The 26,928-nt window shown below is 74.5% G+C and carries 28 protein-coding genes and 1 pseudogene; 18 read left to right on the forward strand and 11 right to left on the reverse strand.

Features of this window, described 5'->3' with window-relative positions:
• The coding region (locus HPT28_RS17170; protein WP_219091990.1) for a hypothetical protein at window positions 1-1,375 on the forward strand (1,375 nt) is incomplete at its 5' end.
• A 42-nt stretch (window positions 1,376-1,417) separates the two neighbouring features.
• Here HPT28_RS17170 and HPT28_RS17175 read toward each other — a convergent pair.
• Together HPT28_RS17175 and HPT28_RS17180 are read right to left on the reverse strand one after the other, a co-directional pair.
• Entirely contained in the window at window positions 1,418-2,305 is an 888-nt protein-coding gene (locus HPT28_RS17175; protein WP_219091991.1) for a transglutaminase-like domain-containing protein, read from the reverse strand.
• Between the two features lie 13 nt (window positions 2,306-2,318).
• On the reverse strand, window positions 2,319-3,332 hold the full coding sequence (locus HPT28_RS17180; protein WP_219091992.1) for a GNAT family N-acetyltransferase: 1,014 nt from the start codon (window positions 3,330-3,332) through the stop codon (window positions 2,319-2,321).
• Window positions 3,333-3,445: 113 nt separating this feature from the next.
• Here HPT28_RS17180 and fdxA point away from each other — a divergent pair, with 113 nt between their 5' ends.
• Entirely contained in the window at window positions 3,446-3,772 is a 327-nt protein-coding gene (gene fdxA / locus HPT28_RS17185; protein ID WP_211042065.1) for a ferredoxin, read from the forward strand.
• Between the two features lie 184 nt (window positions 3,773-3,956).
• The gene (dapC, locus tag HPT28_RS17190; protein WP_219091993.1) at window positions 3,957-5,054 is read left to right on the forward strand and encodes a succinyldiaminopimelate transaminase; all 1,098 of its coding nucleotides are present in this window, start codon (window positions 3,957-3,959) and stop codon (window positions 5,052-5,054) included.
• Between the two features lie 118 nt (window positions 5,055-5,172).
• On the opposite strand, the gene HPT28_RS17195 is transcribed toward dapC, so the two are convergent.
• Both HPT28_RS17195 and HPT28_RS17200 read right to left on the reverse strand, forming a co-directional pair.
• Window positions 5,173-5,613 carry an ATP-binding protein gene (locus HPT28_RS17195; protein ID WP_219091994.1) on the reverse strand — a complete coding sequence of 147 codons (441 nt, stop codon included), beginning with the start codon at window positions 5,611-5,613 and terminating at the stop codon, window positions 5,173-5,175.
• Window positions 5,614-5,936: 323 nt separating this feature from the next.
• A complete protein-coding gene (locus HPT28_RS17200) occupies window positions 5,937-6,851 on the reverse strand; it encodes a heavy metal transporter (RefSeq protein WP_257578795.1) in 915 nt (304 codons plus the stop codon).
• Between the two features lie 57 nt (window positions 6,852-6,908).
• Between HPT28_RS17200 and dapE the strand changes: the two genes are divergently transcribed.
• Both dapE and HPT28_RS17210 read left to right on the forward strand, forming a co-directional pair.
• Window positions 6,909-7,985: a succinyl-diaminopimelate desuccinylase gene (gene dapE, locus HPT28_RS17205; protein WP_219091995.1), complete on the forward strand. Its 1,077-nt coding sequence runs from the start codon at window positions 6,909-6,911 to the stop codon at window positions 7,983-7,985.
• 98 nt (window positions 7,986-8,083) lie between these two features.
• Window positions 8,084-8,869, forward strand: a complete 786-nt coding sequence (locus HPT28_RS17210; protein ID WP_219091996.1) for a TIGR00730 family Rossman fold protein — start codon at window positions 8,084-8,086, stop codon at window positions 8,867-8,869.
• A gap of 48 nt (window positions 8,870-8,917) precedes the next feature.
• Here HPT28_RS17210 and folP read toward each other — a convergent pair whose 3' ends face one another.
• The gene (folP, locus tag HPT28_RS17215) at window positions 8,918-9,778 is read right to left on the reverse strand and encodes a dihydropteroate synthase (protein ID WP_219091997.1); all 861 of its coding nucleotides are present in this window, start codon (window positions 9,776-9,778) and stop codon (window positions 8,918-8,920) included.
• Window positions 9,779-10,003: 225 nt separating this feature from the next.
• On the opposite strand from folP, the gene HPT28_RS17220 reads away from it, so the two are divergent.
• Both HPT28_RS17220 and HPT28_RS17225 read left to right on the forward strand, forming a co-directional pair.
• On the forward strand, window positions 10,004-10,480 hold the full coding sequence (locus tag HPT28_RS17220) for a DivIVA domain-containing protein (protein WP_219091998.1): 477 nt from the start codon (window positions 10,004-10,006) through the stop codon (window positions 10,478-10,480).
• Window positions 10,477-11,052 carry a DNA-3-methyladenine glycosylase I gene (locus HPT28_RS17225; protein WP_219091999.1) on the forward strand — a complete coding sequence of 192 codons (576 nt, stop codon included), beginning with the start codon at window positions 10,477-10,479 and terminating at the stop codon, window positions 11,050-11,052. The genes HPT28_RS17220 and HPT28_RS17225 overlap by 4 nt, the downstream gene beginning before the upstream one ends.
• Window positions 11,053-11,154: 102 nt before the next feature.
• On the opposite strand, the gene HPT28_RS17230 is transcribed toward HPT28_RS17225, so the two are convergent.
• Entirely contained in the window at window positions 11,155-11,943 is a 789-nt protein-coding gene (locus HPT28_RS17230; protein WP_219092000.1) for an enoyl-CoA hydratase-related protein, read from the reverse strand.
• A 277-nt stretch (window positions 11,944-12,220) separates the two neighbouring features.
• Here HPT28_RS17230 and HPT28_RS17235 point away from each other — a divergent pair, with 277 nt between their 5' ends.
• A complete protein-coding gene (locus HPT28_RS17235) occupies window positions 12,221-12,388 on the forward strand; it encodes a DUF3117 domain-containing protein (RefSeq protein ID WP_191210935.1) in 168 nt (55 codons plus the stop codon).
• A gap of 116 nt (window positions 12,389-12,504) precedes the next feature.
• On the opposite strand, the gene HPT28_RS17240 is transcribed toward HPT28_RS17235, so the two are convergent.
• The gene (locus tag HPT28_RS17240) at window positions 12,505-13,137 is read right to left on the reverse strand and encodes an O-methyltransferase (RefSeq protein ID WP_374226978.1); all 633 of its coding nucleotides are present in this window, start codon (window positions 13,135-13,137) and stop codon (window positions 12,505-12,507) included.
• 172 nt (window positions 13,138-13,309) lie between these two features.
• Between HPT28_RS17240 and sigE the strand changes: the two genes are divergently transcribed.
• The 5 genes from sigE to HPT28_RS17265 all read left to right on the forward strand — a co-directional run bounded on the left by sigE (window position 13,310) and on the right by HPT28_RS17265 (window position 18,301).
• Entirely contained in the window at window positions 13,310-14,086 is a 777-nt protein-coding gene (gene sigE, locus HPT28_RS17245) for an RNA polymerase sigma factor SigE (protein WP_219092002.1), read from the forward strand.
• Window positions 14,083-14,940, forward strand: a complete 858-nt coding sequence (locus HPT28_RS17250; protein WP_219092003.1) for an anti-sigma factor — start codon at window positions 14,083-14,085, stop codon at window positions 14,938-14,940. Before sigE ends, HPT28_RS17250 begins: the two co-directional genes overlap by 4 nt.
• A 158-nt stretch (window positions 14,941-15,098) precedes the next feature.
• A complete protein-coding gene (locus tag HPT28_RS17255; RefSeq protein WP_219092004.1) occupies window positions 15,099-16,811 on the forward strand; it encodes a S1C family serine protease in 1,713 nt (570 codons plus the stop codon).
• 185 nt (window positions 16,812-16,996) lie between these two features.
• Window positions 16,997-17,509 (forward strand): sec-independent translocase, encoded by a 513-nt coding sequence (locus tag HPT28_RS17260; RefSeq protein ID WP_219092005.1) that lies wholly within the window; start codon window positions 16,997-16,999, stop codon window positions 17,507-17,509.
• 129 nt (window positions 17,510-17,638) lie between these two features.
• Window positions 17,639-18,301: a hypothetical protein gene (locus HPT28_RS17265; protein WP_219092006.1), complete on the forward strand. Its 663-nt coding sequence runs from the start codon at window positions 17,639-17,641 to the stop codon at window positions 18,299-18,301.
• 66 nt (window positions 18,302-18,367) lie between these two features.
• Here the strand turns inward: HPT28_RS17265 and HPT28_RS17270 are convergent, their stop codons facing one another.
• A complete protein-coding gene (locus HPT28_RS17270) occupies window positions 18,368-19,525 on the reverse strand; it encodes an Mrp/NBP35 family ATP-binding protein (RefSeq protein ID WP_219092007.1) in 1,158 nt (385 codons plus the stop codon).
• 104 nt (window positions 19,526-19,629) lie between these two features.
• On the opposite strand from HPT28_RS17270, the gene HPT28_RS17275 reads away from it, so the two are divergent.
• Window positions 19,630-20,469 (forward strand): hypothetical protein, encoded by an 840-nt coding sequence (locus tag HPT28_RS17275; protein WP_374226977.1) that lies wholly within the window; start codon window positions 19,630-19,632, stop codon window positions 20,467-20,469.
• Between the two features lie 96 nt (window positions 20,470-20,565).
• On the opposite strand, the gene HPT28_RS17280 is transcribed toward HPT28_RS17275, so the two are convergent.
• Together HPT28_RS17280 and HPT28_RS17285 are read right to left on the reverse strand one after the other, a co-directional pair.
• A complete protein-coding gene (locus HPT28_RS17280) occupies window positions 20,566-21,123 on the reverse strand; it encodes a hypothetical protein (RefSeq protein ID WP_219092008.1) in 558 nt (185 codons plus the stop codon).
• Window positions 21,124-21,217: 94 nt separating this feature from the next.
• Window positions 21,218-22,363, reverse strand: coding sequence for a magnesium and cobalt transport protein CorA (locus tag HPT28_RS17285; RefSeq protein WP_219092009.1), 1,146 nt, complete (start codon window positions 22,361-22,363; stop codon window positions 21,218-21,220).
• Between the two features lie 417 nt (window positions 22,364-22,780).
• Between HPT28_RS17285 and HPT28_RS17290 the strand changes: the two genes are divergently transcribed.
• The 4 genes from HPT28_RS17290 to HPT28_RS17305 all read left to right on the forward strand — a co-directional run bounded on the left by HPT28_RS17290 (window position 22,781) and on the right by HPT28_RS17305 (window position 25,786).
• Window positions 22,781-23,419 carry a suppressor of fused domain protein gene (locus tag HPT28_RS17290; protein WP_219092010.1) on the forward strand — a complete coding sequence of 213 codons (639 nt, stop codon included), beginning with the start codon at window positions 22,781-22,783 and terminating at the stop codon, window positions 23,417-23,419.
• 43 nt (window positions 23,420-23,462) lie between these two features.
• On the forward strand, window positions 23,463-24,095 hold the full coding sequence (locus tag HPT28_RS17295) for a DUF6758 family protein (RefSeq protein WP_219092011.1): 633 nt from the start codon (window positions 23,463-23,465) through the stop codon (window positions 24,093-24,095).
• 102 nt (window positions 24,096-24,197) lie between these two features.
• A complete protein-coding gene (locus HPT28_RS17300; protein WP_219092041.1) occupies window positions 24,198-25,043 on the forward strand; it encodes a PHP domain-containing protein in 846 nt (281 codons plus the stop codon).
• Window positions 25,044-25,183: 140 nt separating this feature from the next.
• The gene (locus HPT28_RS17305; RefSeq protein WP_219092012.1) at window positions 25,184-25,786 is read left to right on the forward strand and encodes a MarC family protein; all 603 of its coding nucleotides are present in this window, start codon (window positions 25,184-25,186) and stop codon (window positions 25,784-25,786) included.
• On the opposite strand, the pseudogene HPT28_RS17310 reads toward HPT28_RS17305, so the two are convergent.
• A pseudogene (locus HPT28_RS17310) lies at window positions 25,755-26,927 on the reverse strand (sulfite oxidase). The gene HPT28_RS17305 and the pseudogene HPT28_RS17310 sit on opposite strands and share 32 nt — an antisense overlap.
• Window position 26,928 lies beyond the last annotated feature (1 nt).

Below are 26,928 nucleotides of genomic sequence, written 5' to 3' on the forward strand. Positions count from 1 at the left end.
GACGGCACCGGGTGGCCCGGCCCCGCAGGGTGGCGTCGGCCCGCGGGGCGGCGCGGCGCAGCCTCCGGCCGGTGGCGCGCCCGGTCAGCCGGCCGGGCCCACGACCGACGCCACCGGCGAGATGCCGCTGTTGCCCCCCGAGTTCCGGATGGACAACGAGTCGCCGCAGCCGCCCGGCCCGCCCTCCGTGCTGGCCCCGCCGCCCGGGGCCCAGTACGGGGGTCACTCCGAGCCCGGGCGGCCCGGCCCCGGCGCTCCGGTGTCCGGTGGCGGCCCGCGTTCCGGCATCGGCGACACCACACCCGGCGGCATCCCCGCCGTACCGCCGCGGTCGGGCTCCCCGGACGAGCCGTTGGGCGACCCGGAACCGCCCGCCCCGAGGGCGGAGTCGCCGGCGCCGAAGCCCGCGCCCAAGGCGCCCGCGAAGAAGGGGCGCTCGAAGCTCACTCTGCTCGGCGTCGCCGCCGCGGGTGTCATCGGCGTCGCGTACGGCGCCGGGCTGCTGATGAACCACGCCGACATCCCCAACGGCACCACGGTGCTCGGAGTCGACATCGGCGGCGCGACCCGGGAGGAGGCCGTCGCCGCGCTGGAGAAGGAGATCGGCGACCGGGCCACGGCACCGCTGACCGTGGAGATCGGCGGTACCGAGCACGCGTTGAAGCCGAGCGTCGCGGGGCTCTCGTTCGACACCGAGACGACGGTGGGCAACGCCTCCGGGCGGGAGTACAACCCGGTGTCCGTCATCGGCTCCCTCTTCGGGGGCGAGCACCCGGCGGAGCCGGTGTTCACCGTGGACGAGGAGAAGCTGCGGGCCGTGCTCGCGGACCTCGGCGGCGAGGGCGGGACGTCCCAGGACGGCATGATCACCTTCGAGGGCGGCAAGCCCGTCGTCGTCAAGGGTGAGCCGCGGCAGGCCGTGGACGCGGCCTCGGCGGCCAAGACCGTCGAGGCGGCCTACCGTGAGCGGGCGGCCGGCGGGACGGACCAGGTGATCAGCCTGCCGGTCGGGGAGCAGCAGCCCAAGGTCACGGACGCGGAGTTCGACCGGGCGCTGAAGGAGTTCGCCGAGCCCGCGATGTCCGGGCTCGTGACGGTCCGGGCGGGTGCCAAGGAGATCAGCTTCAGCCCGGAGCGTTCGCTGCCCAAGTTCCTGTCGATGCGGGCCAACCCGAGCGGCAAGCTCGTCGACCACTACGACCTGGAGGCCCTGGAGGAGCTGTACGGCGGCTTCTTCGACGGCGTCCTCGTCGCCCGGGGCGACGGCAGCCGGACGCCGGTGACGCCGCAGGACGTGGCCGGGGCGCTGCGCACCGCGCTGCTGGAGACGGACCCGGCCAAGCGGGTCGGCGTCATCGAGCTGAACGCGGAGTAGCCGGGGCCGGCGGTGCCGGCGGGGCGACGCGCCCGGGCGGGCTCAGTTGAGCCTGGCCCGGGCCGCGTGCGCCTCGCGGAGCACCTCCTGCGCCCGCTCCGGTTCGACCTCGGAGACCAGTGCGGCGTACTCCTCCAACGCGGCGGCGCCGCCGGGGAAGTCTCCGCGTTCGACCAGCAGTCGGGCCCGCTCGTGCCGCAGCTGGGCCGGATGGTGGGGCAGCAGGAGCGACAACTCCACGGCCCACAGCCGCACTCCGCTGCGCTCGGGCCGGGCGGCCGCCCAGACTCGGATGTTGCCCAGGATCCGCAGCACGATGTCCAGCGGGTCGGCCGGGCGCAGCATGGACGGCGACAGCGGTCCGCCGGTCGCCCCGGCGACCAGCGCCCCCGCGTCCTCGAGGGACAGCGGCTCGCCCCCGGCGAAGGGGTCGGCGAGGACCTGATCGCCGCTGTCGGGGGCGCCGAAGCCGACGACGAAGTGGCCCGGCAGCGCCACCCCGTGCACCGGTGCCCCGGCGCGGCGGGCCACCTCCAGCCACACCACCGACAGCAGGATCGGGAGCCCCCGCCGACGCCGCAGGACGTGCCCCAGCAGGGAGGACTCCAGCCGCTCGTAGTCGCGGTCGGTGCCGTGGTAGCCCTCCCGCGCGCCCAGCAGCCCGGCCAGGTCGCGGGCCCACTGCGCGGGCGTGCGCCGGGGGGCGTAGGGCAGCGCGCCGGCCAGCCTGTCGAGCTCGATCTGCCCGCCGTCCACGACGGCGTCCACCCGGCCCTCGGGCGTGGAGAGCAGCAGGCTCTCGCGCGCCTCGGAGGAGGCCGCGGTGGCCTCCGGCTCGGCCGCCGCGTCGACGAGGAGACACAGCGTCGCCAGGTCGGGGCGCTCGGAGCGGGCCGCCTCGGCGAACCGCTCCCGCACGATCGGGTCCATCGCGGCCGTCCCCTCAGCCCCGGGGGGCCCGGTAGTGGTGGTAGCCGTGGTGCCGGGCGAAGCCCAGCCGGTCGTAGAGCGTGAGGGCGGCGGCGTTGTCGCTCTCGACCTGGAGGTAGGCCGCCGAGGCGCCCTCGTCGAGCGCGCGCTGGGCGAGGGCGGCCATGACGGCGGTGGCCAGACCCTCGCGGCGGCGCTCCGGGGCCACCTCCACACAGGTGAAGCCGGCCCAGCGGCCGTCGACCGCGCAGCGGCCGATGGCGGCGGGGACGTCGTCCTCGCCCGCCACCGTCGCGAACCACACCGAGGGCCCGCCGGCCAGCACCTTGACGGCGTCCGGCACCGGGTCCCCGGCTCGCCCGTAGCGGCGCAGCCAGGCCGGGCCCGGTGCGCGGTCGAGCGTCACCGCGGCCGGGACGGCCGCCTGCTCGGCCGCGTCGGCGGCGGGGGCGAGCCCCGCGATCCACACCTCGGCCGACACCTCCCGGCGCCACCCCCGCTCGTCCAGGGCGGCGGCGAGCTGCTCGTCGGTGCCCTCGGCGCCCGTGGACACCTGCATGAAAGGGGGCAGCCCGCGGCGCGTGTACCAGTCGACGACGTGCTCCAGGGCGGCGTCGAGCGGCAGCCCGGGGTCGCCGAGGGGCAGGACGGAGTTGGCGCGGCGGGTGAAGCCGCCCGACGCGCGCAGCTCCCAGTCGCCCAGTCGGGCGCTCTCCACCGGCGGCCACCCGCGGGCGGCGGCCCGCGCCAGCTCGGTGAAACCGGCGGCCGGAAGCCCGCGACGGCGTGCGGGGGCGGCCGGCACGACTTTCGCCGCCACGATCCGCCCCTCCGGGATGCGGACGGTTTCGCCGTCGCGGCGTGTGATGTGTACCACTTCAGCCGTCCAGGAAGTGAGAACACCGACGGTGTCGGTCAGGGTTCCCGCCCGTTCCCCGGGGTCCGCCACGCTGCGCACCGAGACGCGTTTTCCCACGTCATCTGGTGTAATGCGCACTTCGAGACGTCCGCTCATGGTGAATTCCACTGCTCTCTCAGACCCTCTTGTTCGTCTCCTGCCCGGGAACGGCGATACTAGATGCGGGCATCGACGACGCCGCGCTCCCGCGCGATATGGCCCTATCGAGGAGGAACGACAGCGTGACCTACGTCATCGCGCAGCCTTGTGTCGACCTGAAGGACAAGGCGTGCATCGAGGAGTGCCCCGTCGACTGCATCTACGAGGGCAAGCGGTCCTTGTACATCCACCCGGACGAATGCGTCGACTGCGGGGCCTGTGAGCCGGTCTGCCCGGTGGAGGCGATCTTCTACGAGGACGACACCCCGGAGGAGTGGCAGGACTTCTACAAGGCGAACGTCGAGTTCTTCGACGAGCTCGGTTCGCCCGGCGGCGCCAGCAAGCTCGGCCTGATCGACCGGGACCACCCGGTCATCGCCGCCCTGCCGCCGCAGGAACACGACGAGTGAAACGACGGGGTGCGCCGGGCGCCCGCTCCGCGTGACGGGTGCCCCAGCGCGCCCGGGCGCGCCCCGCACGCCGCGGTCCCGTACGGCACCCGCCGTACGGGACCGCGGCGTGCGTCGTACCGGAGTGCCGGCGCGGCGCCCCGGTACGTGCCGTACCCGCCCGTAGAGAAAGAGAGCCCCGCACGTGCCCACCCTGTCGTCCCGGCTGCCGGTCTTCCCCTGGGACCGTCTGGAGCCCTACAAGGCCACAGCCGCCGCCCACCCCGGGGGGATCGTCGACCTGTCGGTCGGGACCCCCGTCGACCCCGTACCCCGGGTGATCCAGCGGGCCCTCGCCGACGCGAGCGACCGCCCCGGCTACCCGACGGTGTGGGGGACGGCCGCGCTGCGGGACGCGATCACCGGCTGGTGCGAGCGTCGGCTCGGGGCGCGCGGGCTCGGCCACGAGGGCGTGCTGCCGGTCGTCGGCTCCAAGGAGCTGGTGGCCTGGCTGCCCGTCCAGCTGGGCCTCGGGCCCGGGGACCGGGTGGCGTTCCCGCGGCTCGCCTACCCGACCTACGAGGTCGGCGCCCGGATGGCGGGCGCCGAACCGGTCGCCTACGACGACCCCCGCGAGCTCGATCCCGAGGGGCTCAGGCTGCTGTGGCTGAACTCGCCGTCCAACCCCACCGGACGGGTGCTGGACGCCGAGGAGCTGCGCGCGACCGTCGCCTGGGCCCGGGAGCACGGCGTGCTGGTGCTGAGCGACGAGTGCTACCTCGAGCTGGGCTGGGAGGCCGAGCCCGTCTCGGTCCTGCGCCCCGACGTCTGCGGTGACACGCACGCGGGCGTGGTCGCCGTGCACTCGCTCTCCAAGCGTTCGAACCTCGCCGGGTACCGGGCCGCGTTCCTCGCCGGGGACGCGGCGGTGCTGGGCGAGCTGCTCCAGATCCGCAAGCACGGGGGCATGATGGTGCCCGCTCCGGTGCAGGCCGCCACCGTGGCGGCGCTCGGCGACGACGCGCACGTGGCCGAGCAGCGGGAGCGGTACGCCGCCCGCCGGGCCGCCCTGCGCGGGGCTCTGGAGCGGTCCGGCTTCCGCGTCGAGCACAGCGAGGCGTCGCTGTACCTGTGGGCCACCCGCGACGAGCCCTGCTGGGACACGGTCGCGGCGCTGGCCGGGCGCGGCGTCCTCGTGGCCCCCGGCGCGTTCTACGGGCCGGCCGGGGAGCGGTTCGTGCGGGTGGCGTTCACCGCCACCGACGAACGGGTCGCCGAGGCCGTCCGCCGTCTCTCCTCCTGACATCCCGCGCGCCGCGGCGCCGGCCGGACGCGGCGAGGCCCGGGGGCCACGTGAACCTCGGGAGAGGTCCGTGGCCCCCGGGCCTTTCACCGGGGTGCGGGAGGAGCCTGAAGGGGGCTCAGAGGGGGAGGCCCGCCAGGGAGCCCTTGCCGAGCGGAAGCCCGCTGGTGAGCTGGTCGGTCGGCAGTCCGTCGGTCGGCAGCCCGCCCTCGGCGACGGAGGTGACGGAGCGGCCGACCGGGCCCTCGGTGGCCACGTCGTCGGCGGCCGGCAGCACCGACTTGCCGAGGGAGCCGACGGTGCGCCCGGCGGCCGGGACACCCTCCTCCACGGCCTCGCTGCCGGCGGCACCGGCCAGCTCGGTGACATTGCGCGCCGCCCCGTCGACTCCGCCGCCGAGGTCCTGGCCATCCAGGCTGTCGAGGTTGCTCAGCGTCCCGAGGTCGGGCGTGCCGGGCAGTGAGACGGCCTGGGCCGAGCCGGCGGCGGCACCGACGACGGAGGCCGCGCCCGCGGCCGTCAGCAGTGCGCTCTGGGCGATCCGGCGCGTGAGGGACATGATGCTCCTTTGACGGAGGTGATGGTCTTCGGGCTCGTGCTCAGTGGTCCGCCGGGCTGCCCCGGTGGACGCTGTGCCTATCGCCTCCGCCGCGCTTTTGGTTGCGGTCGGCCCGGGTAAAGGATTGGCAATGCGTCGCATCATATGGGTGGGGCAAACCGGGCAATACCCCTGCCGTGCCGACCCGTTGACACGCCCGACCCACGGAGATCACCGCCTGACGCCCGGGCTGCGCCGACCGCGAGCCCTCTGACGGCCGAGCCCGCCCGGCCGTCAGCCGACGTACTCCGTGGCTGACCCGTCCGGGTGAGCCCGTCGGGCGCTCAGCCCGCGTCCGCGGCGCCGGGGACGAGCGTGATACGGACCTCGTCCGCGTGGACGCCGGGGGCGTCAGTGCTCCGCCAGCCCTCGCCGGACTCCGCCACGTCCCACACCCGGCCCCCGTGGGCCACCCGCTCGACGCCGAGCTCCGCGGCGTTCGCGAGCGCCCAGTGCGCCAACTCCCAGCCGCGCCGCGAACCCTCCGGCACCGGCAGCACGACCTGCCCGGCCGGGGCGCTGCGGCCGCCGCCGGTGTCCACCGGGACCGCCGCGTCGGGGCCGAACTCCCTGAGGAGCTTGCTCCGCACCGCGCCCGCGTCCCCCGCCTTCGTCGCGGCGATGCCCGTGCAGTACAGGGCCGCCGCGCGCTTCCCGGTCAGCGCCTCCGTGAGCCGCCCGGCCCGCGGCTCGTGCTTGGCGTACGCGTCCGGGTAGGCGCTGCGCTGCACCCGCTGCGCGGCCACCGTGAGCGGCAGCTCGGTGTAGCCGGGCACCTCGACCAGGTGGTCGTAGAACTTCCCGGCCGCGTACACCGGGTCCATGATCTGCTCCGCGTCGCCCCAGCCCTGCGAGGGCCGCTGCTGGAACAGGCCGACCGAATCCCGGTCGCCGTAGTCGATGTTGCGCAGCCCGGACTCCTGCATGGCCGTGGCCAGCCCTATCGTCACCGCCCGCTCGGGCAGCCCGCGGGCCGTGGCCACCGCGGAGATCGTCGCCGCGTTGCGGGCCATCTCCGGGTCCAGCTCGAAGGACTCCTCGCCCTGCGCGCCGCGTACGACGCAGCGGGGCGCGCCCCCGCCCGTCGACACGTACTGCACGATCGCGTACCCCGCCACGGCGAGCAGCACCAGAGCGGCGGCGGCCGTCCGCGGCCACCGCCTGCCCTCACGTCGTCGAACCCCTCCGGCCTCGCCCATGGGCGTCAGCCTAACGGGCGTATCCGCGGCGCTCCCGGGCAACGGTAGGGTCGGGCCATGGCCGTATCGAAGCTGGACCTGCACCAGGACGCGGCGCGGCTGACCGCGCAACTCGTCGACTTCCCCTCCGTGAGCGGGGACGAGAAGGCGCTCGCCGACGCGATCGAGCAGGCCCTGTCCGGCCTCGGCCACCTCACGGTCGACCGTCACGGCAACAACATCGTGGCGCGCACGCACCTCGGCCGTCCCGAACGCGTCGTGCTGGCCGGGCACATCGACACCGTGCCCGTCGCGGACAACCTGCCCTCGCGGCGGGACGAGGACGGCTTCCTGTGGGGCTGCGGCACCTCCGACATGAAGTCCGGCGTGGCCGTCCAGCTCAGGATCGCCGCGACCGTGCCCGAACCCAACCGGGACCTCACCTTCGTCTTCTACGACAACGAGGAGGTCGCCGCCCACCTCAACGGCCTCGGGCACGTCGCCGAGGCCCACCCCGACTGGCTCGCGGGGGACTTCGCCGTCCTCCTCGAACCGTCCAGCGGCCAGGTCGAGGGCGGCTGCCAGGGCACGCTGCGGGTGAAACTGCGCACCTCCGGCACCCGCGCGCACTCGGCCCGCGGCTGGCTCGGCGACAACGCGATCCACCGCGCCGCCCCGATCCTCGCCCGGCTCGCCGCCTACGAGCCGCGGCGCGTCGAGATCGACGGACTGGAGTACCGCGAGGGGCTCAACGCCGTCGCCGTCGAGGGCGGGGTCGCGGGCAACGTGATCCCCGACGCGTGCACCGTCACCGTCAACTACCGTTACGCGCCCGACCTCACCGAGGAGGAGGCCCTCGCCCACGTGCGCGAGGTGTTCGAGGGCTGCGACATCGCCGAACTCCTCGTCGACGACCACTCCGGCGGCGCCCTCCCCGGGCTCTCCCACCCGGCCGCCGCGGCCTTCGTCGCGGCCGTGGGCGGCGCCCCGCGCCCCAAGTTCGGCTGGACGGACGTCTCGCGGTTCAGCGCCCTGGGCGTCCCGGCCGTCAACTACGGCCCGGGCGAGCCCAATCTGGCCCACAAGGTCGACGAACGCGTCGAGGAGGCCCTGATCCTGCGCTGCGAGGAGCGGCTGCGCGCCTGGCTCGCCTGAGCGCCCACACGTGGGGGCCCGTACGCCCGGTATTCCGGCGCACGTCATCTGCGCCTGCCTACTCTCACGTTCTTGAGCACACCCGGAGGGAGCACGACATGACGGAAGCGGCGGAGGAGCGCGGCCCGCAGCCCGGCGGAGCGGGGCAGCGGCGGTCGAACGGGCGCCCCGAAGCCCGCGAGCAGCACCTCGGCCCCGTGGTGCGCCGCCGTGGACAGACGCTCACCGGGACGACGGACCAGCGGCTCCTGGAGTCGGGCGGGCCCACCGACTTCATCCACCGCGACTCCTGGCGGGTCCTGCGGATCCAGTCGGAGTTCGTGGAGGGCTTCGGCGCGCTGGCCGAGATCGGTCCCGGCATCAGCGTCTTCGGCTCCGCCCGCACACACGAGGGATCGCCCGAGTACGCCGCCGGCCAGGCCATCGGCCGGGCCCTGGCCCAGGCCGGCTACGCGGTGATCACCGGCGGCGGCCCGGGCGCCATGGAGGCGGCCAACCGCGGCGCCTCCGAGGCGGGCGGCACCTCCGTCGGCCTCGGCATCGAACTGCCCTTCGAGCAGGGCCTCAACCCGTACGTGGACCTCGGCGTCAACTTCCGGTACTTCTTCGTCCGCAAGACCTGCTTCGTCAAGTACTCCCAGGGCTTCGTCGTCCTGCCCGGCGGCATGGGCACGCTGGACGAGCTGTTCGAGGCCCTCACCCTCGTCCAGACGCGCAAGGTGACGCGCTTCCCGATCGTGCTGTACGGCTCGGCGTACTGGGAGGGCCTGCTCGGCTGGCTGCGCGAACGCGTCGTCGGCGAGGGCAAGGTCTCGGCCGGGGACCTCGACCTGATCCACCTGACGGACGACGTCGAGGAAGTCGTCACCCTCGTCACGCAGTAGCCGCGCGGGAGCCCGCCGTGCCGGGGCCGGCCGACGATCTCGGGGGCGTCACGCCAGGCCGCGGCGGGCCACGGCGGGCTGACGGTGTCCGGCGATGGCGGCCACCATGTCCAGCACCTGCCGCGTCTCCGCCACCTCGTGCACGCGGTACACCCGGGCGCCGAGCCACGCCGACACCGCCGTCGTGGCCAGCGTGCCGAGGAGCCGCTCCTTCACCGGCCGGTCCAGCGTCTCGCCCACGAAGTCCTTGTTGGACAGCGACACCAGGACCGGCCAGCCCGTCGCCGCCATCTCGTCCAGCCGCCGGGTGGCCTCCAGCGAGTGCCGGGTGTTCTTCCCGAAGTCGTGGCCCGGGTCGATGAGGACGCCCTCCCGGGGGACGCCGAGCGAGACGGCCCGCTCGGCGAGGCCCACCGTGGTGCGGAGGATGTCGGCCATCACGTCCTCGTAGGCGACCCGGTGCGGCCGGGTCCGCGGCCGGGCTCCGCCCGCGTGCGTGCACACCAGCCCCGCGCCGTGGCGGGCGGCGACCTCGGCGAGGGCCGGGTCCACCCCGCCCCAGGCGTCGTTCAGGAGGTCGGCCCCCGCCTCGCACACGGCTTCGCCCACCTCGTGGCGCCAGGTGTCCACGCTGATCACCACGTCGGGATACCGCCTGCGGACCTCGGCGACGAAGGAGGCCGTACGCCGGATCTCCTCCTCGACCCCGACCTCCTCGCCCGGCCCGGCCTTGACCCCGCCGATGTCCACGATGGCGGCGCCCTCGGCCACGGCCTGCTCCACGCGGGCCAGAGCCGGTTCGTCGCGGAAGGTGGCCCCCTGGTCGTAGAACGAGTCGGGCGTCCGGTTGACGATCGCCATGATCACCGGTTCGCGCTCCCCGAACTCCCGCCGTCCCAGCCGCAGCATCCGGCCTCCCCTTTCCGAACTCTCCCGACCAGCGGGGCTTCCCCGATCACCGACGTCCACCCAGACCCTAGGCCACGGCGGCGCGGCCCGACGCCGCCTCCGGCCGACCGCTGGGGGCAGGTCACGCCGGGAAGCGCCCGGCCGGGATCTCCCCGCCGGGACCGGGGTGTCACACGGGCATGGCACGATCGGTCCCGAAGGCTTTCCGACGGTCCGGGAGATCGCGTGTTCTGGTTTCTGCTGCTCGCCATGCTCGTGGTCGTCGGCACGGTCACCCTCGCCGTCGTCGGGGGCGCGGACGGCACGGGGCACACGGTGCGCGGCGGGCTGACGGACCCGGCGCCGGACCGGCTGCCCGTGCCGCTGCCCCACGACCGTCCGCTGGGCCGGGCGGACGTGACGGGGCTGCGGCTGCCACTCGCGGTGCGCGGCTACCGCATGGCCGAGGTGGACGACGTCCTGGACCGCCTCGGGGCGGAGCTGGCCGAGCGGGACGCGCGGATCGCCGAGCTGGAGTCCGCGCTGGCCGGTACCCAGGCCACCGCGCTCAGCGGCACGGAGCTGTTCGACGGCCCCGGCGGGCCGGACGGGCTCGGCGGGCCGGACGCGGGGGCGGGCCTCGGCCAGGAGGCGGGAGGCCCGGGCGGCCCCGGCAAGCCGGGTGGCCCGGGCGGCGAGGGGGACGAGGGGGAGAGCCGATGACGGACGCGATCGCCGGGCCGGACGGCCGGCCGCGCTGCCCGTGGGGCGCGAAGCCGGAGGACTACACGGCCTACCACGACGAGGAGTGGGGCCGCCCGGTGCACGGGGACGACGCCCTGTTCGAGCGGCTGTGTCTGGAGGCCTTCCAGTCCGGGCTGTCCTGGCTGACGATCCTGCGCCGCCGGGAGGGCTTCCGTCAGGCCTTCGCCGGGTTCCGCATCGCCGAGGTGGCCCGGTTCACCGAGGCCGACCGGGAGCGGCTGCTCGCCGACGCCGGCATCATCCGCAACCGCGCCAAGATCGATGCCACGCTGGCCAACGCCCGGGTGCTGGCCGGCTGGGCGCCGGGTGAGCTGGACACGCTCCTGTGGTCCTTCGCCCCCGCGCCCCGCCCTGCCCCGGCCACCCTCGCCGACGTCCCGGCCAGCACCCCGCAGTCCACGGCGCTGGCCAGGGAGCTCAAGCGGCGCGGCCTGCGTTTCGTCGGTCCGACGACGGCGTACGCGGCCATGCAGGCCTGCGGCCTCGTCAACGACCACCTGCGGGGCTGCGCCTTCCGCAGGGACGGCTGAGGCGGGCCGGCAGGACGGCTCACGCGGGCCGGCGGAAGGCGCAGGCAGGCCGCCCCCGGCGTTCGGGTGGGGCGGCCTCCCGGCCCTTCCGGAGCGGGGGGGTCAGCGGCCCGTGAAGCGCGGCCGCTCCTTGTTCACGAACGCGTCGACGGCGATGCGGTGGTCCGCGGAGCCCCCGGCCCGGAGCTGGAGCTCCGCCTCCTTGTCGAGGGTCTCGGCCAGCGAGTGGGCCGCCCCGAAGGCCATGGCCTCCTTCATCGCCGCGTAGGCGAGGGTGGGCCCGTCCGCCAGCCGGCGGGCGACGGACGCGGCCTCGGCAGCGAGCTCGTCGGCCGGGACGACGCGGTGGGCGAGGCCGAGCTCCAGGGCCTCTTCGGCCTTCACGGTCCGGGGAAAGAGCAGCAGCTCGGTCGCGCGGCCGGGGCCCACGAGCCGGGGCAGTGTCCAGGCCATGCCCGAGTCGGTGGACAGCGCGACCCCGGCGAAGGAGGTGTTGAAGGCCGCGGTGTCGGCGAGCATCCGGTAGTCGCCGGCGAAGGCGAATCCGGCTCCGGCGCCCGCGGCCACGCCGTTGACGGCCACGACCACCGGCTTCGGCATGGACGCGATCGCCAGGGTGATCGGGTTGTAGTGCTCCTCGACCGTGGTGAGCGCCTCGCCGCCGTGCTCGTCGAGCGCGCTCACGTGCTCCTTGAGGTCCTGGCCCACACAGAAGGCCCGGCCCTCGCCGGTGAGCAGGACCGCCCGTACGTCGGCGTCGTCCGCGGCCTGGCGCAGCGCGTCCCGCAGGGCGTTCTTCAGTTCGGTATCGAGAGCGTTCATCGCGTCGGGGCGGTTCAGGGTGATCGTCGCGAGACCCTCGGACATGTCATAGAGCACGGTGTCGGCCATGCGCACAGCATGGCGGAGATCATCCGGCTCCGACATATGGACTCGGGTGTGACCTGCGTCAAACCGGCCGCCGGGGTCATGCGCGCGGGATTGCGGAGTGATCGCCACATTGGGGGGTTTTGCGCCGGGGCGATGCCGAGGAGTTGTTCACCGATGTTGGTCATCGGGTCCTGAGATGCGGGATAATGGCCGGGAAGCAATGTGTTCGATGCCGGTGACACGTGCCTATGCCGGGCCGTCGGCTGACGATGAGCTGGTTTCAGGAAGGGGAACGAGCATGGCGGCCATGAAGCCGCGGACGGGCGATGGCCCGCTCGAGGTGACCAAGGAGGGGCGGGGCATCATCATGCGCGTTCCGCTCGAGGGCGGTGGGCGACTCGTCGTCGAACTGACCCCGGACGAAGCGGTCGCTCTCGGCGAGGAACTGAAGAAGGTCTGCGACTGACCTCGGCTCCGGCACCGCTTGATCTTCCGCCGCCCCCTGCCACGCCGCCGCGTGGCAGGGGGCGGCGGCCGTCGCTGGGGGCTTCGCCCGGGGCCCGGCCGGCGCGGGTCGGCGGCTCACCGGCGCACGGCGCACAGGAGGCCGTCGCCCACCGGAAGCAGCGAGGGCAGCAGCGCGCTGCTGTCCCGCACGTCGCGGAGCAGCTCCCGTACGGCCAGCACCTCCTGCGGCTGAGCGCCGGAGTCGACGGTGCGGCCGTCGGCGAAGACGCCCTCGAAGCAGATCAGCCCACCGTGCCGCAGCAGCCGCAACGACTCGTCCAGATACCGGGGGTACTCGGTGCGGTCGCCGTCGCAGAAGACGAGGTCGTAGCCGCCGTCCGCCAGCCGGGGCAGGACGTCCAGGGCCCGCCCGGGGATGAAGCGGGCCCGGTTTCCCGCGAAGCCGGCCGCGCGGAACGCCTCGCGCGCGAACTGCTGCCGCTCCGGCTCGATGTCGACCGTCGTCAGCACGCCGTCGGGCCGCATGCCGTGCAGCAGGTGGATGCCGGAGACGCCGGTTCCGGTACCGATCTCCGCGACCGCCTTGGCGTCGGTCGCGGCAGCCAGTAGCCGCAGCGCCGCGCCCGTACCGTCGGATACCGGCCGCAGCCCGGCGTCCTCGGCCCGGTCCCGGGCCCAGGACAGCGCGACGTGCACCGTGCTGTCGGCGGGCTCACCGCCATACGCATCGGCGAACGCCCAGCTCATCAGCCGGTTGCCGGTAATTGCCGTCTCCTGTCCCCGTGAATCACCCAACGGCGACTGTATCCGTTGCTCCGGGAACCCGCTGATGGGACCACACGTTGAGGGGGATGACAGGGAGCGCCGGCGAGATAAGCCGGGCAAAGATGTTTATCCGGAGCTAACGGGCGAGGTGGCTATGGTAGGGGCTCCACTGGACACCACCAGAGCCACAAGGGGAGGTGCGGCTCATCGCCGTGACCGCGGGGTGCTGCGGTACTTCCGACGGTCCACCGCCGAGCCACCATCCGTGACCGACACCGCTGACCACCGCCAGGCTCCCGACTCCGCACCGGCCGCGGCGCCCGCCGCCCGGGCCACGTTCGCCACCGACGCGGACAGCCAGGCATGGGCTCCCCCTTCCTGGGAGGAGATCGTCAGCACCCACAGCGCACGGGTGTACCGCCTCGCCTACCGCCTCACCGGCAACCAGCACGACGCGGAGGACCTGACGCAGGAGGTCTTCGTCCGCGTCTTCCGCTCGCTGTCGACGTACACCCCGGGCACCTTCGAGGGCTGGCTGCACCGCATCACCACCAACCTGTTCCTGGACATGGTGCGGCGCAAGCAGCGCATCCGCTTCGACGCCCTGGCGGACGACGCCGCCGAGCGCCTCCCGAGCCGGGAGCCCTCACCCCAGCAGCACTTCAACGACACCCACTTCGACGCGGACGTGCAGCACGCGCTCGACACCCTGGCGCCCGAGTTCCGCGCCGCCGTCGTCCTGTGCGACATTGAGGGGTTGTCCTACGAGGAGATCGCCGCGACGCTCGGCGTGAAGCTCGGCACCGTGCGCAGCCGCATCCACCGGGGCCGCTCCCACCTGCGCAAGGCGCTGCACCACCGCTCGCCCACGCGGCGCGGCGCCCGCCGCGCGGCCGCGATCCCCGTCGGAGCGGAGGGGGGCGCCGGATGAGCGAAACCCCCGGGCCCACGCGGGCCGAACACCACCTCGGGGACAGCCTGGCGGCGCTCGTCGACGGCGAGCTGGGGCACGACGCCCGGGAGCGGGTCCTCGCGCACCTGGCCACGTGCCACGGCTGTAAGGCCGAGGCCGACGCCCAGCGGCAGCTGAAGAGCGTGTTCGCGGACACGGCTCCGCCGCCGCCCTCCGCCGGGCTGCTGGCCCGCCTCCAGGGGCTGCCCGTCAGCGTGGAGAGCGAAGCCGACGACGACCCCCCGCCCCCCGGTGGGGCGGGGGCGGCCTCCCCCTCCTTCTCCCTCCTGGCCGGAGGGAGCAACGCCGCCTCGCTGCTCGACCCGCGGGGCGGCTTCCCCGTGCACCGGCCCGTCCAGTCCGTTCGGGGTTCGGCCGGCCGTGGGCGTCGCCGGTTCGCGTTCGCCGCCGCCGGGGCCTTCTCGCTGGCAGCCGTGGCCCTGAGCGGCGCCTTCGCCTCGTCCGGGCCCTCCGGCGGGCCCACCGCCTCGTCCAGCGGCACCGGAACGGCCCCGCCGCGGCCGACGTCCGCCGTGGAGCGCCCGGCGGAACGCCGCAACGAGGAGGCGGGCCAGGCCGTCACGCCCATCCGGCAGGGCTTCCGGGGCCTGGCGGCCTCCGGTGAGCCCTCCGCCGCGGCGGCGGCACCGCGGCCGACGCCCACCGTGCGCAGCGGCGGTCTGCCCTCCCGCTCCCCGGAGACGCCGTGGGTGCACGCACCCGGCGTCCCCTACGTCGCCATGCCGCCGCCGTCGTTGCGCGCGCCGCACCTGGAGCGGCCCGCGCCCGTGCCCGCACCCGGTGCGGCGCCCCTGGCGGTCTCCGGGCGTTGACGGCGCCCCCCGGCCGGGAGCGCTCGCGTGGGCGCGCCCGGCCACGGGCGTCTGATCTTGTAGGATTTCCGGCCCGTCGGGGTCGAGCGTCGCCGTGACGACGTAGGGTGACCGCCGGAGTCGGTCCCGCCGGGCGGGACGAGGTGAGTGGGGATCAGATGGACGAGGCGAGGGAATCCCGGACGACGCCGCAGTGGTGGAGCCGCCCGAGCCCGGTGCCCGCTCCGCAGGCCCGCCGCACGGAGGGGGCCGGGCGGCAGGGCGGCCGGGGGACGGCCGAGGAGGCCGGGCCGGTGCCGCGGCACGGCGAGGACCCGTACTCAACCCCGCCCTACGGTGGCCCCGGCCCGTGGTCTCCCGCCCCGCTGGTCCAGCACCCGGGCGCGACACCGCCCGGCGGCACCCCGCTCGCGCCGTCGCAGCCCACAGCACCCTCGGCACCCACCCCACCCGCCGGCACGGCCGTGGCGAGCGCCCCGGCGGGCGCCACCCCCGCTGCGGGCACCCCCGCGCGTACCACTCCCGCGGCCGGGACCGCCATCGCCGGGACGGCCCCGGGCGGCACTCCGGCCGCCGGAACCCCGGTGCCGGCGGCAGCTGTGGCTCCCGCCCCGGCCGACGCCTACGCCGAGACCGGCGGGCACGCCCCCGCTCCGTCCACCGGTACGGCCGCACCCGCCACCGGCGCCGCTCCGGAGGTCGGCTGGCGCGGCTACGACCCGTGGTCGCAGCCTTCCCCGAGCGGCCCCGCTCAGCCCGAGCGGCCGAAGCCCGGGGGCGGGCGGCGCGGCCGGCTCCTCGCCGCCGTCCTCGCCTGTGTGCTGGTCGCCGCTGTGGCGGGCGGCTTCGCGGGCGCGTATCTGGAGCGCAACGGGGACTTCGGCTCGGTGACGCTGCCGCAGTCCCCGCCGGGCGGCCCCGAGCGTCCGGCGGACAGCGTCGCGGGGATCGCCGCGGCCACGCTGCCCGGGGTGGTGACCATCCACGTCCGCGGTGGCGGAGCCCAGGGCACCGGCACCGGCTTCGTCCTCGACGACCGCGGGCACATCCTCACCAACCACCACGTGGTCAGCCCCGCCGGGCAGGACGGCCGGATACAGGTGACGTTCAGCAGCGGGCACACGGCCAGCGCCCGGCTCGTCGGCGGCGACGGCGGCTACGACCTGGCCGTGGTGAAGGTCGACGGCGTTCAGAACCTCAGGCCACTGCCGCTCGGCAACTCCGACTCGGTGCAGGTGGGTGACCCGGTCGTGGCGATCGGCGCCCCGTTCGACCTGGCCGGGACGGTCACGTCGGGCATCATCAGCGCCAAGGAGCGGCCCATCACGGCCGGCGGCGAGGACGCGAGCGACATCAGCTACGTCGACGCCCTGCAGACCGACGCGCCCATCAACCCGGGCAACTCCGGCGGCCCACTGGTGGACGTCGAGGGCCGGGTGATCGGCGTCAACAGCGCCATCCGCTCCGCCGAGGGCGCGGTGGGGGAGAGCCAGGGCGGCTCGATCGGCCTCGGCTTCGCCATACCGATCAACCAGGCCAAGCGGGTCGCCGAGGAGCTGATCAACACCGGCCACGCCACGCACCCGGTGATCGGGGTGCGGGTGGACATGTCCTACAGCGGTGACGGCGCCCTGGTCGGGGTGGCCGAGGAGGGGCGCCCGGCGGTCGTCGAGGACGGTCCGGCCGACCGGGCGGGCATCCAGGAGGGCGACGTCATCACGGCCGTCGACGGTGACGTCGTCCGCACCGGCGAGGAGCTGATCGTGAAGATCCGCAGCCACCGCCCGGGCGACGAGTTGGAGCTGACGGTCCGACGGGACGGCGAGGAGGACACCGTCGTCGTGACCCTGGACACGGCCCGCGGCGACTGAGGTGCGTCCCGCGGGCCGAGCCGGACGCCGCCGTGAGCCGGGGAGCGGCCGCGGCGGTGCACGGCACGGGCGGCCCCTAACCGTGACGTGTCGGCGCCGACCGACTCCCGTCGCGTACCCCCGGGCGGGTACCGTGACCGAGGGACCGGAAGCCCGGACCGTCGCAGCCTTGGAGGAGTGGCACAGTGTTCATGGACATAGGGGCCCTCGAGTTCGCGGTGCTGTTCATCCTCGCGGTGCTGATCTTCGGTCCGGACAAGCTGCCCAGGCTGATCCAGGACGCCGCTGGTTTCATCCGCAAGGTCCGGCAGTTCTCCGACAGCGCCAGGGACGACATCCGCAAGGAACTGGGCCCCGAGTACCAGGACTTCGAGTTCCAGGACCTGCACCCCAAGCGCTTCGCCCAGAAGCATCTGATGAGTGACGACGACGCCTTGGGCCTGAAGGAGCTGCGCGAGAGCCTGGACGTGCGAGAGGACCTGCGTGCCCTGGACGTCCGCAAGGAACTCACGGAGACCACGGACCTGATCAACGGCCGCGGCACGCCGGGCCCGGTCCGGGCGACGGACGCGGGGGTCACCGCCCCGGCGGCCGGAGCGGCCGGTTCCGAATCCGCCTCCACCGTCCCTGACCTGCTGCGGAAGAAGGACGTGGGCTCCGGAGGGACACCGACGCCCTTCGACGCGGACGCCACGTGAAAGCAGTACACGTCGGATTCATCACCTGATCAACTGATCCCCTGATCGGACACGGCGCGTCCCGGTCGTTATCCTCCCTGTGTCCGGGGCAGTAAGCCCGGGTGTCACCGGCGAGGAGGCTTCGCGCAGATGGAGAGCACCAGACGGGCGGTCCAGTCATCCGTGTTCGCCCCGGCTCGGGCCGCGCACCGCAGCGTGGACGGATACCTGATGGCCGCGTTTCCCTGGTACGGGCTGGACGAGGCGTTCACCGGCCCGCGCTGGCTGATGCAGGTCGGGGCGGCGGCCGACGGCACCGTCGAGCACGGGTCCACCGGGCACGGCGACGAGCCGTCACTGCGGGTGGAGACCAGCCCGGACGAGCAGCGGTTCGCCGTCGTCGTCACCGTGGCGAGCCGTCCGCTGCGGCGCAGCGCGGACGGTACGGGGATGCTGGAGGCCACCTCCGTGTCCTCGGCCGCCTGGCTGGCCGGTTCGGGGCTGCTGTCGTGCACCTGGCCCACGCACATGGAGCGGGCGCTGCGGCAGGACTGGCTGGACCAGCAGACCGCCATCGCCTGGGACCTGGCCGACCACCTCGGCGGGGAGGGCTGGGCCACGCTCAACCTGCCCGTCGACGGTGTGCCCACGCCGTTCCACTACCGGGACTCCGAGTACGGCTGGGTGCTGGCCGGAACCGCGGGCAACGACGTCCACATCGGCGCCTACGGCCGCGGCATGAGCGCCTACGGCCTCGGCTTCAGCGTCATCCAGGACATCACCGGCTACCGGGCCGCCTCCGACGGCTCCTGAGTGCCGCGCGCGGCAACGCACAGGGCGGGCCCGGCAGCCGGACCCGCCCCTGTGTGCCGGTGCGTCTCAGAACTTGTTGCGGGGCGTGATGCCCAGCGACATCCCGGCCAGGCCGCGCTGCCGGCCGCCCAGCTTGCCCGCCACGGAGCGGATCGCCGCCCCGGCGGGGGAGTCCGGGTCGCTCAGCACCACGGGCCTGCCCTCGTCCCCGCCCTCGCGCAGCCGCACGTCGATGGGGATGGAGCCGAGCACCGGCACCGTCGTGCCCGTCGTCCGCGACAGGCCCTCGGCGACCCGCTCGCCGCCGCCGGTGCCGAAGACGTCCACCATCTCGTCGCAGTGCGGGCAGGGCAGCCCGGACATGTTCTCCACCACGCCGACGATCTTCTGGTGCGTCTGGACCGCGATCGACCCCGCCCGCTCGGCCACCTCGGCGGCGGCCTGCTGCGGGGTGGTGACGACGAGGATCTCCGCGTTCGGGACGAGCTGCGCGACCGAGATGGCGATGTCGCCGGTGCCCGGGGGCAGGTCCAGGAGCAGCACGTCCAGGTCGCCCCAGTAGACGTCGGCGAGGAACTGCTGCAGCGCGCGGTGCAGCATCGGCCCGCGCCAGACGACGGGGGCGTTGCCCGGGGTGAACATGCCGATCGAGATGACCTTCACGCCATGCGCCGCGGGCGGCATGATCATGTCCTCGACCTGGGTGGGACGCCCCTCGGCGCCGAGCATGCGCGGCACGGAGTGGCCGTAGATGTCCGCGTCCACGACGCCGACCTTCAGCCCGTCCGCGGCCATGGCGGCGGCGAGGTTCACCGTCACCGAGGACTTGCCGACGCCGCCCTTGCCGGAGGCCACGCAGTACACGCGGGTCAGCGAGTTCGGCTGGGCGAACGGCACCTCGCGCTCGGCCTTGCCGCCGCGCAGGTTCTCCGCCAGTTCGCGGCGCTGCTCGTCGCTCATCACGTCCAGCTCGACCTGGACGTCCGTGACGCCCGCGACGCCGCGCACCGCGTCGGTCACCCGCGCGATGATCGTCTCACGCATCGGACAGCCCGAGACGGTGAGATAGACGGCGACGGCCACCGAGCCGTCAGCGGCGATGTCGACGGACTTGACCATGCCCAGGTCGGTGATCGGACGGTTGATCTCCGGGTCGTTCACCGTGGCGAGGGCGGCGCGCACCGCCTCGTCGGTGGGAGCCGCTCCGTACGTGTCGGTAGCCATACGCCCGATGGTACGGCGCCCTCCGCCGGACCGTCACCGCCAGGTGGCGCCGATGCGGGTAGTGTGCGGTTCCCCACGCCGACGTCACCGGAGGAAGAGCCGCAGTGTCCGCAGCACGCCCCGCATGGTTCCGCATCGGCAGGAGGACACCGCGGGGGGCCGCCGGTCCCGGGCTGCGGGCGGTGCTCGCGATCGGCCTCGCTGCGGGGCTCGCCACCGGGCTCACGGGCTGCGCGGAGGAGAAGAAGGACCCGGACGCGGGCACCAACGGCGTCGGCAAGCTCACCGCCGAGCGCATCGAGAAGAAGGCCAGGGACGCGGCGGACGCGGCGGACGCCGTCCGGCTGACCGGCACGCTCGTGACCAAGGGCCGCACCTACCGGCTCGACATGCGGCTGAAGGACGACGGCGGGATCGGCGAGGTCTCCGCGCAGGGCGGCAACCGCTTCGAGCTGCTGCGCGTCGGCGAGCAGCTTTTCCTGAAGGCCGACGCGGAGTTCTGGGTCCACCAGGAGCACGGCGGTGAGGAGCCGACCGAGGCCGACCGCGAGGCCGCGGGGAAGCTCGACGGCAAGTACGTGAAGGTCCCGGCCGAGGACCCGGCCTACGACCAGCTCAGCGGCTTCACGACCATGGACGTCCTGCTGGACGGCGTTCTCGCCATGGACGGGAAGCGGGCCACCGGTGAGCGCGGCGAGGTGGACGGCGTCCGCACGATCCGGGTCACCGCGGCGGGCGGCGCGGGGGGTGTGATGGACGTCTCGCTCATCGACACCCCGTACCCGCTGCGGCTGGAGCGGGCCGGGGACGCGGGCGTGATCACGATGTCCGACTGGGACAAGCGGTTCTCGCTGCGCGCCCCCAAGGAGGAGCAGGTCCTGGACTACGGCAAGGACATCTTCGCCGAGCAGGAGGCCGGGTCGGACTCCGGATCCGAGGGGTGACGCCGGCTCCGCATCCCCGGCGTGAGCGGCCTGGCCGGGGCGGACGCCCGGCGCGGCGGCGTGGTGGGGGCCCGTGGCCCGCCCGGCGCCGGGACCTCAGCCGTCGCGGCGCCTGCGGAACATCAGCCGGGGCAGACCGGCCGGAACGGGGTGCCGCGTCGTGGCCGGGGACTCCACCGGGGGCGCGGCGGTCGTGCCCGAGGGCATCGCGCCCGGCTGCTCCACCGGCTCTCCGGCGGGCTCCAGCCGCAGCACCCGGCACTCACGCGCCCAGCGGTCCAGGAGGGTGTCGGCGTCGGGGGCGTTCAGGCGCTTGCCCTTGAGTTCCTCGGCCGTGGCCGGCCACGCCTCGCCGTCCGGCCGCAGCGTGACGACCCGGGCGGGCCAGACGACGAGCCGGCCGCCCTTGTCCTTGCTGCGGACGCTGACCGTGGTGGTGGCGCCGTCCGTCAGCCCGAGGCCCGCCAGGGGCTGTTCGCCGGGACCGTCGCCGACGACGCAGACCGCGCCCTCGTGCCACACGTGCCACAGCGCCCGCGCCGGGCCGCCCTGCGGACCGCGCACCCACACGAGGGCGGACTTCTTCGCGGCTTCCTCCACGAGGGCCCGTCCGAACAGGGCCCCAGCGCCGTCGGGGGCTGTGGTCTCGGTCATGCCCCGACCCTACCGTGCGTGCGGCGGGCGCCGTGGCGCCGCGGGGAGGCCGGGAGGACGGGCCCCACGCGGGGCGAGAACACGCGGCGCACGGCTACAACCAGCCGTTTCGCTTGAACCCGCGGTGCATGGCGAAGCAGATGCCGGTGATCAGGAGCATGACGGCCGGGTAGCCGTACTTCCAGTCGGTCTCGGGCATATAGGAGAAGTTCATGCCGTAGACACCGGCGATCATCGTCGGCACCGCGAAGATCGCCGCCCAGGAGGTGATCTTGCGCATGTCCTCGTTCTGCGCCACGGTGGCCTGCGCCAGATTGGCCTGAAGGATCGAGTTGAGCAGGTCGTCGAAGGCGAGCACCTGCTCGCTCACCCGGGCGAGGTGGTCGGCGACGTCCCGGAAGTACTTCTGGATGTCCGGGTCGATGACGCGCATCGGCCGCTCGCTGAGCTGCTGCATGGGGCGCAGCAGCGGGGACACCGCCCGCTTGAGGCCCAGCACCTCCCGCTTGAGCTGGTAGATGCGGCCCGCCTCGCCCCCGGCCCGCTGCTTGGCGCGGTTGCCGCCGGTCTGCTGCGAGAAGACGTCGATCTCCACGTCGTCGATCTCGACCTGCACCGCGTCCGAGACGGCCAGATAGCCGTCGACCGCCTGGTCGGCGATGGCGTGCAGGACGGCCGACGGCCCCTTGGCCAGCAGCTCCGGGTCGTCCTCCAGCCGGTGCCTCAGGGAGCGCAGCGAGCCCTCGGCGCCGTGCCGGACGGTGATGATGTAGTCGGCGCCGGTGAAGCACATGACCTCGCCGGTCTCCACGACCTGGCTGCCGGCGGAGCGCTCGGCGCGCGGGCGGTAGTGGATCGTCTTGATGACGGTGAACAGCGAGTCGTCGTAGCGCTCCAGCTTGGGGCGCTGGTGGGCGTGGACGGCGTCCTCCACCGCGAGCGGGTGCAGCCCGAAGACCTGTGCGAGCCCGGCGAACTCCTCCTCCGTCGGCTCGTGCAGCCCGATCCACACGAAGCCTCGGGCGCCGTCGGGCCGGACCCCGCCGCGGACGGCCGCGAGCGCCTCGGCGGGCGTCAGGCTGTCGGCGCGACGGCGGCCGTCCTGGTAGACGGCGCAGTCGATCACGGCGCTGGACGGCGCGGGCCCCGGGCCCGGCTCGTAGGAGCCGACCACCAGGCCGCGGCGGAAGGGGCGGCGGGCGGGCCGTACGGCGGCACGCAGGTCACGGATCATCGACATGCTGGGCTCCTTCGCGGGTGTCACGCGCAACGAGCCGTCAGCGGCGCTGTCGTCTTCGGCTGGCCACCACGGGCACGACGGTCCGGCCGGGAGGGCCGGGCAGCGGGTACGGCGGAGCGGGGAAGGCGGGGAGGGCGTTCCCAAAGCCGTGGAGTGCCTGGAGTGAGCGTCAGCAGGGCCGCTGGCGGAGGGGAGACGGGCTGCAACTGCACGGTCGACTGGGATCCACGTCCGCCCACCTCCTCCGGTCGGCCCCCTGGGGGGAATCGCTGGATGCCCCGGCCGCCGGGCCCTGAAGGGCGGAAACAGGCGGCGACGGGCGGCACAACGGTAGCATCCGGCGGGCCACTTCCCCGGTTCGAGAGGCTGAAAAGCGCCGCTTCTTTTCCCAATCAACACGCGCCCTAAACTCGCCGCATGACCGATCTTCTCGAACTGGTCGAGGCACGGCTGTGCTCGGCGCTCGGCGAACCGGACGCCCGCGCGGCGATCACCTTTCTCGGAACCGACCGGATCACGGTCCTGCGCTTCGTCGACCCGGTCGGCGGACCCACCCCGGACGACGGCCCGGCCACGGGCGACACCCGGGCGCCGGTGGTCCGCTACGCGACCCTCGGCATGTCGGCGGCGCCCATGAGCGACCCGACCGCCGCCCTCGCCGACCCCGAGCGCGGGCCGCGCGCCGAGCTGCTGCTCTCGGTCAGGGCCGGGATCGTCGACACCGACAAGGTGCTGCGCCCGCTCGCCGTGCTCGCCGCGTCCCCCCAGGTCGAGGGTGTCGTCGTGGCGCCCGGCGCCTCGCTCGACGTCGGCGAGCCGCTGTGGCCCGGCGCGCCCTTCAGCTCCGTGCTGGTGGCCGAGCCGGGCGGCCTCGTCGAGGACCTGGAGCTCGACGCGCCGCGCGAGCCCGTCCGCTTCCTGCCGCTGCTGCCCATGACGCCGACCGAGGCGGCCTGGAAGCGCGTGCACGGCGCCCAGGCCCTCCGGGAACGCTGGCTCGAGCACGGCACGGACCTGCGCGACCCGCTGCGCCGCGCGGTACCCCTGACCGGGTGATCGTCCTTGACGAAGCCCGTCGGGGGGAGCACCGTGGATGCCCATGAGGGGCGAACCCAGTTGCCCGAAGTGTGGTGGCCGCGTGAGGGCACCCGGTCTCTTCTCCGACTCCTGGCAGTGCGACGCGCACGGCGCCGTACAGCCGGTCCAGCCCGTGGTCCCACCCAGCGTCGAAGCGCTCAGCGTCGCGATCAAACGGGCCCAGGTCCCGGTGTGGATGCCCTGGCCGCTGCCGCTCGGCTGGTTGTTCACCGGCGTCGCCAGCGCCGGTGACGACCGCAGCGGCGGGCGGGCCACCGCCGTCGCCTGCACCGGCCCCGGCCCCGTGGGCGGGGTCGGCGAGATCGTCCTCGTCGCCGAGGATCTGGGGCTCGGCCTCGGCGCCCGCTACGCCAAAGTCCCCGGTCTCGATCCGGGGCTGGACGTCTCCGGGCCCCCGCAGGCCAAGGTCGTGGCCGCCGGGCGGCCCACCCCGCTGTGGCACGTCGCCCAGACCCCGGACGACCGCGCGGTGTTCGCCGGTGAGGCCCGCGGGCTGTGGCTGTGGGTCGTCGGCTGGCCGGAACAGGCGGGCATGCTCCTCTACGACGACCTCGTCCTCGCCGACATGCGGGACGTCGGAGCCGAGGTGGAGATGGTGCCCTGCGGGGCGCTCTCCCCGCGCCTCCTCGACTGACGCGCTCGACCGACCACGCTCGACCGACGCGGCGGCCCGGGCGCCGGCGGCACGCCGCTAGACTGGTGCCGACCCCGTCCCGTCGAGCGTTGGAGCGTGCCTGTGCGGATCGACCTGCACACCCACTCCACCGCGTCCGACGGCACGGACACCCCGGCCGAGCTGGTACGCAACGCCGCCCGGGCCGGGCTCGACGTCGTCGCCCTCACCGACCACGACACGGTCGCCGGGCACGCGGAGGCCACCGCGGCCCTGCCCGCCGGGCTGACCCTGGTCACCGGGGCCGAGCTGTCCTGCCGCCTCGACGGTGTGAGCCTGCACATGCTGGCCTACCTCTTCGACCCCCGCGAACCCGAGCTGGCCCGGGAGCGCGAACTGGTCCGCGACGACCGCGTGCCGCGCGCCCGGGCCATGGTCGCGAAGCTCCAGGAGCTGGGCGTCCCCGTCACCTGGGAGCAGGTCGGCCGGATCGCGGGCGACGGCGCCGTCGGCCGCCCGCACATCGCGTCGGCCCTCGTGGAACTCGGCGTCGTGCCCGACGTGTCGGCGGCCTTCACCTCCGACTGGCTCGCGAACGACGGCCGGGCCTACGTGGAGAAGCACGAGCTGGACCCCTTCGAGGCGATCCGCCTCGTCAAGGGAGCGGGCGGCGTCGCCGTCTTCGCCCACCCGCTCGCCCTCAAACGCGGCCAGTGCGTCCCGGAGAGCGCCATCGCCGAGCTCGCCGCCGCCGGTCTCGACGGGATCGAGGCCGACCACATGGACCACGACCCGGCCACCCGGGCCCGCCTGCACGGCCTCGCCGCCGATCTCGGTCTGCTCGCCACCGGCTCCAGCGACTACCACGGCAGCCGCAAGACCTGCCGCCTCGGTGAGCACCTGACGGCCCCCGACGTCTACGCCGAGATCGCCGACCGCGGCTCCGGAGCCCGGCCGGTCACGGCCTGACCCCTCGGCGTCGGCCGGCGGGGCGGCGCGCCCGGTCCGGCCGAGCCGGCTCCCGAGCTCCCGGGCAGACGGGCCCCTCTCCGCTTCCCTGACCTTCCCCTCCCCCCTCCCTCCCGTACGACCCGTTCCGAGGCACCCCCATGTTCGACGCCGCAGTCTTCGGCTCCCTCTTCCTCACCCTCTTCGTCATCATGGACCCGCCCGGCATCACGCCGATCTTCCTCGCGCTCACCTCCGGGCGCCCGGTCAAGGTCCAGCGCAGGATGGCCTGGCAGGCCGCGGCCGTCGCGCTCGCCGTCATCACCGTCTTCGGCCTCTGCGGCCGGCAGATCCTCGACTACCTGCACGTCTCCACGCCCGCGCTGATGATCGCGGGAGGGCTGCTGCTGCTCCTCGTCGCGCTGGATCTGCTGACCGGCAAGACGGACGAGCCGCAGCAGACGAAGGAGGTCAACGTCGCCCTCGTGCCGCTCGGGATGCCGCTGCTCGCCGGCCCCGGCGCCATCGTCGCCGTGATCATCGCCGTCCAGCGCGCGGACGGGCTCGGGGGCCAGGTGTCGGTGTGGAGCGCGATCGTGGCCATGCACGTGGTGCTCTGGCTGACCATGCGCTACTCGTTGGGGATCGTCCGGCTGATCCGGGAGGGCGGCGTCGTCCTCGTGACCCGGCTGTCCGGCATGCTGCTCTCCGCCATCGCCGTCCAGCAGATCATCAACGGCGTCCGCCAGGTGATCCAGGGCTGAGCGGTCCCGGCCCGGCCGCCTCGTCCGTGCACAGGACCGGCACCCGCTGCACCGCGTTGTTCGCGAAGCCGCCGAGGTTCCAGGGCTGGTGCAACGGCTGCGCGCCGCCCTCCGCGTCGCTCGCCCGCGCACCGAGCACGTGGCCGCCGGGCTCGGCGTGCCACGTGTACCGCCAGCGCCGCCAGGCCCAGCGGCCCGCCGCGTCGCCGGGTGCGGGGTCCAGCTCGGCCCGGCCCCAGGTCGCCCCGTCGTCCGTGCTGACCTAGACGCCCCGCACCGGTGCCCGCCCCGACCAGGCGCGGCCCTCCAGCCGCACCGGGCCAGGGCGGACGACCCGCGTGCGGGAGAGGAAGTCCGGGAAGCCGGGCGGGATCAGCAGGGCCCGCGGAGCGATCCGGGTGACGGGCTCGCCCTCCTCCTCGGCGTCCTGCCGCAGGCGGTAGGCGACCGTCTGCTGGAAGCCGGTGAACGCGGCGTCCACGACGGTGATGTCGCGCAGCCACTTCACCTGGGCCATCCCGTACCAGCCGGGCACGACCAGCCGCACCGGGTGGCCGTGCTGCGGCGGCAGCGGACCCCCGTTCATCGCGTAGGCCACCAGCACCTCGGGGTCCTCGCCCCGGGCCACCGCCAGGGGCAGGCCGCGCTGGTAGTCCTGCTCGACCCCGCGCTCGACGCCGTGGTCCGCACCGGTGAACACGACGTCCACGGCACCGGGTTCCACGCCCGCCTCGGCGAGCAGCGTCCGCAGCGGGACGCCCGTCCAGTCCGCGGTCCCGACGGCCTCGACGAGCCAGGGCTGGCTGACCGGTCGCGGGGTCAGCAGTGCCCGCCCGTTGCCCGCGCACTCCATCGTCACGCGCCGGGTGACGGCGGGACGGGAGCGGAGGCCGGCCACGGTCAGCCGCAGCGGGCGGCGCACCAGGCCGCCGACCGTCACCTCCCACCCGGCGTCGTCCGCCGCGGGGATGTCGTAGTGGACGAGCACGTAGTGCAGCCCGGGCGGGGTGACGTCGTAGCGCAGAGCCTCCAGCGGAAGCCCGTGGTTGCGCGTGGCCAGCCCGAGCTCCGCGTGGCTGATCCCCTCGCCCGCGTCCGCCAGCCGCGCCGGGGTGCTGATGTCCGCAAGTCGTCGCCCCATG

The sequence above is a fragment of the Streptomyces sp. JJ38 genome (genome assembly GCF_019303475.1).
Classification (GTDB): domain Bacteria; phylum Actinomycetota; class Actinomycetes; order Streptomycetales; family Streptomycetaceae; genus Streptomyces.

Bases quoted from the DNA above. Each gene is read 5' to 3' on its own strand.
- HPT28_RS17250 (WP_219092003.1), top strand. From the start codon at position 14,083: ATGAGCGAAACCCCCGGGCCCACGCGGGCCGAACACCACCTCGGGGAC.
- HPT28_RS17285 (WP_219092009.1), bottom strand. From the start codon at position 22,363: ATGTCGATGATCCGTGACCTGCGTGCCGCCGTACGGCCCGCCCGCCGC.
- HPT28_RS17305 (WP_219092012.1), top strand. From the start codon at position 25,184: ATGTTCGACGCCGCAGTCTTCGGCTCCCTCTTCCTCACCCTCTTCGTC.
- HPT28_RS17200 (WP_257578795.1), bottom strand. From the start codon at position 6,851: ATGGGCGAGGCCGGAGGGGTTCGACGACGTGAGGGCAGGCGGTGGCCG.
- folP (WP_219091997.1), bottom strand. From the start codon at position 9,778: ATGCTGCGGCTGGGACGGCGGGAGTTCGGGGAGCGCGAACCGGTGATC.
- dapE (WP_219091995.1), top strand. From the start codon at position 6,909: ATGGCCGTATCGAAGCTGGACCTGCACCAGGACGCGGCGCGGCTGACC.
- HPT28_RS17255 (WP_219092004.1), top strand. From the start codon at position 15,099: ATGGACGAGGCGAGGGAATCCCGGACGACGCCGCAGTGGTGGAGCCGC.
- HPT28_RS17295 (WP_219092011.1), top strand. From the start codon at position 23,463: ATGAGGGGCGAACCCAGTTGCCCGAAGTGTGGTGGCCGCGTGAGGGCA.
- HPT28_RS17210 (WP_219091996.1), top strand. From the start codon at position 8,084: ATGACGGAAGCGGCGGAGGAGCGCGGCCCGCAGCCCGGCGGAGCGGGG.
- HPT28_RS17175 (WP_219091991.1), bottom strand. From the start codon at position 2,305: ATGGACCCGATCGTGCGGGAGCGGTTCGCCGAGGCGGCCCGCTCCGAG.
- HPT28_RS17290 (WP_219092010.1), top strand. From the start codon at position 22,781: ATGACCGATCTTCTCGAACTGGTCGAGGCACGGCTGTGCTCGGCGCTC.
- HPT28_RS17270 (WP_219092007.1), bottom strand. From the start codon at position 19,525: ATGGCTACCGACACGTACGGAGCGGCTCCCACCGACGAGGCGGTGCGC.
- sigE (WP_219092002.1), top strand. From the start codon at position 13,310: ATGGTAGGGGCTCCACTGGACACCACCAGAGCCACAAGGGGAGGTGCG.
- HPT28_RS17235 (WP_191210935.1), top strand. From the start codon at position 12,221: ATGGCGGCCATGAAGCCGCGGACGGGCGATGGCCCGCTCGAGGTGACC.
- HPT28_RS17280 (WP_219092008.1), bottom strand. From the start codon at position 21,123: ATGACCGAGACCACAGCCCCCGACGGCGCTGGGGCCCTGTTCGGACGG.
- HPT28_RS17230 (WP_219092000.1), bottom strand. From the start codon at position 11,943: ATGGCCGACACCGTGCTCTATGACATGTCCGAGGGTCTCGCGACGATC.
- HPT28_RS17195 (WP_219091994.1), bottom strand. From the start codon at position 5,613: ATGTCCCTCACGCGCCGGATCGCCCAGAGCGCACTGCTGACGGCCGCG.
- HPT28_RS17265 (WP_219092006.1), top strand. From the start codon at position 17,639: ATGGAGAGCACCAGACGGGCGGTCCAGTCATCCGTGTTCGCCCCGGCT.
- HPT28_RS17225 (WP_219091999.1), top strand. From the start codon at position 10,477: ATGACGGACGCGATCGCCGGGCCGGACGGCCGGCCGCGCTGCCCGTGG.
- HPT28_RS17240 (WP_374226978.1), bottom strand. From the start codon at position 13,137: ATGAGCTGGGCGTTCGCCGATGCGTATGGCGGTGAGCCCGCCGACAGC.